Genomic DNA, 1,314 nt, shown 5'->3' on the forward strand with positions numbered 1-1,314 from the left:
AGGACACACCCGTTCCCATGCCGAACACGGAAGTTAAGCTCTCCAGCGCCGATGGTAGTTGGGGTCCGCCCCTGCAAGAGTAGGACGTTGCCAGGCTTTACATGTTTTACATATAGTATACTTCGGAGGATTAGCTCAGCTGGGAGAGCACCTGCCTTACAAGCAGGGGGTCGGCGGTTCGATCCCGTCATCCTCCACCATCTTCGCCGGTCTAGCTCAATTGGTAGAGCAACTGACTTGTAATCAGTAGGTTGGGGGTTCAAGTCCTCTGGCCGGCACCAGCTAAGAGCCATTAGCTCAGTCGGTAGAGCATCTGACTTTTAATCAGAGGGTCGGAGGTTCGAATCCTCCATGGCTCACTTTAATACATGCGGGTGTGGCGGAACTGGCAGACGCGCTAGACTTAGGATCTAGTGTCCTTGTGACGTGGGGGTTCGACTCCCTTCACCCGCATCGCTTTAAATATATATTTTGCGGAAGTAGTTCAGTGGTAGAACATCACCTTGCCAAGGTGGGGGTCGCGGGTTCGAATCCCGTCTTCCGCTCTACGTCCTTATCAATGCCGGGGTGGCGGAACTGGCAGACGCACAGGACTTAAAATCCTGGGGTGGGTTACCACCGTGCCGGTTCGAGTCCGGCCCTCGGCACCAAATATCATGCGCCCGTAGCTCAATTGGATAGAGCGTTTGACTACGGATCAAAAGGTTAGGGGTTCGACTCCTCTCGGGCGCGCCATTTATAATATATTTTATCGGGAAGTGGCTCAGCTTGGTAGAGCACCTGGTTTGGGACCAGGGGGTCGCAGGTTCGAATCCTGTCTTCCCGACCATTTTTGGGGCCTTAGCTCAGCTGGGAGAGCGCCTGCCTTGCACGCAGGAGGTCAGCGGTTCGATCCCGCTAGGCTCCACCATTTTTATTTTTGCCCTTTGAAAACTGAACAAAAGCCAAGCGTACAAACGTGCCATGTCGAGACATCGACATGTAAAACAAACAACTGTGCAAAGGACGAATCGCTTCTATATATAGAAGGTAGATTCAAAAAACTCTTATGGAGAGTTTGATCCTGGCTCAGGACGAACGCTGGCGGCGTGCCTAATACATGCAAGTCGAGCGGATGAAGGGAAGCTTGCTTCCCGGATTCAGCGGCGGACGGGTGAGTAACACGTGGGCAACCTGCCTGTAAGACTGGGATAACTCCGGGAAACCGGGGCTAATACCTGATAATCCTTGAACCCGCATGGGTTTAAGATGAAAGATGGCTTCGGCTATCACTTACAGATGGGCCCGCGGCGCATTAGCTAGTTGGTGAGGTAA

The 1,314-nt window shown here is 52.9% G+C and carries 9 tRNA genes and 2 rRNA genes; all 11 read left to right on the plus strand.

Annotation, left to right across the window (positions count from 1 at the left end):
- Positions 1-96 (plus strand): 5S ribosomal RNA (rrf, locus tag G4V62_RS19075); the annotation flags it as partial.
- 28 nt (positions 97-124) lie between these two features.
- Positions 125-200 (plus strand) — tRNA-Val (locus tag G4V62_RS19080).
- A gap of 5 nt (positions 201-205) precedes the next feature.
- Positions 206-281 (plus strand) — tRNA-Thr (locus tag G4V62_RS19085).
- A gap of 5 nt (positions 282-286) precedes the next feature.
- Positions 287-359 (plus strand) — tRNA-Lys (locus G4V62_RS19090).
- Between the two features lie 11 nt (positions 360-370).
- Positions 371-453 (plus strand) — tRNA-Leu (locus G4V62_RS19095).
- 20 nt (positions 454-473) lie between these two features.
- Positions 474-545 (plus strand) — tRNA-Gly (locus tag G4V62_RS19100).
- Between the two features lie 16 nt (positions 546-561).
- Positions 562-650: transfer RNA gene (locus G4V62_RS19105), tRNA-Leu, on the plus strand.
- Between the two features lie 8 nt (positions 651-658).
- Positions 659-735: transfer RNA gene (locus tag G4V62_RS19110), tRNA-Arg, on the plus strand.
- 17 nt (positions 736-752) lie between these two features.
- Positions 753-829, plus strand: a tRNA-Pro gene (locus tag G4V62_RS19115).
- A 5-nt stretch (positions 830-834) separates the two neighbouring features.
- Positions 835-910: transfer RNA gene (locus G4V62_RS19120), tRNA-Ala, on the plus strand.
- Positions 911-1,045: 135 nt separating this feature from the next.
- Positions 1,046-1,314, plus strand: a 16S ribosomal RNA gene (locus G4V62_RS19125); the annotation flags it as partial.

The organism is Litoribacterium kuwaitense, from assembly GCF_011058155.1.
Taxonomy (GTDB): domain Bacteria; phylum Bacillota; class Bacilli; order Bacillales; family DSM-28697; genus Litoribacterium; species Litoribacterium kuwaitense.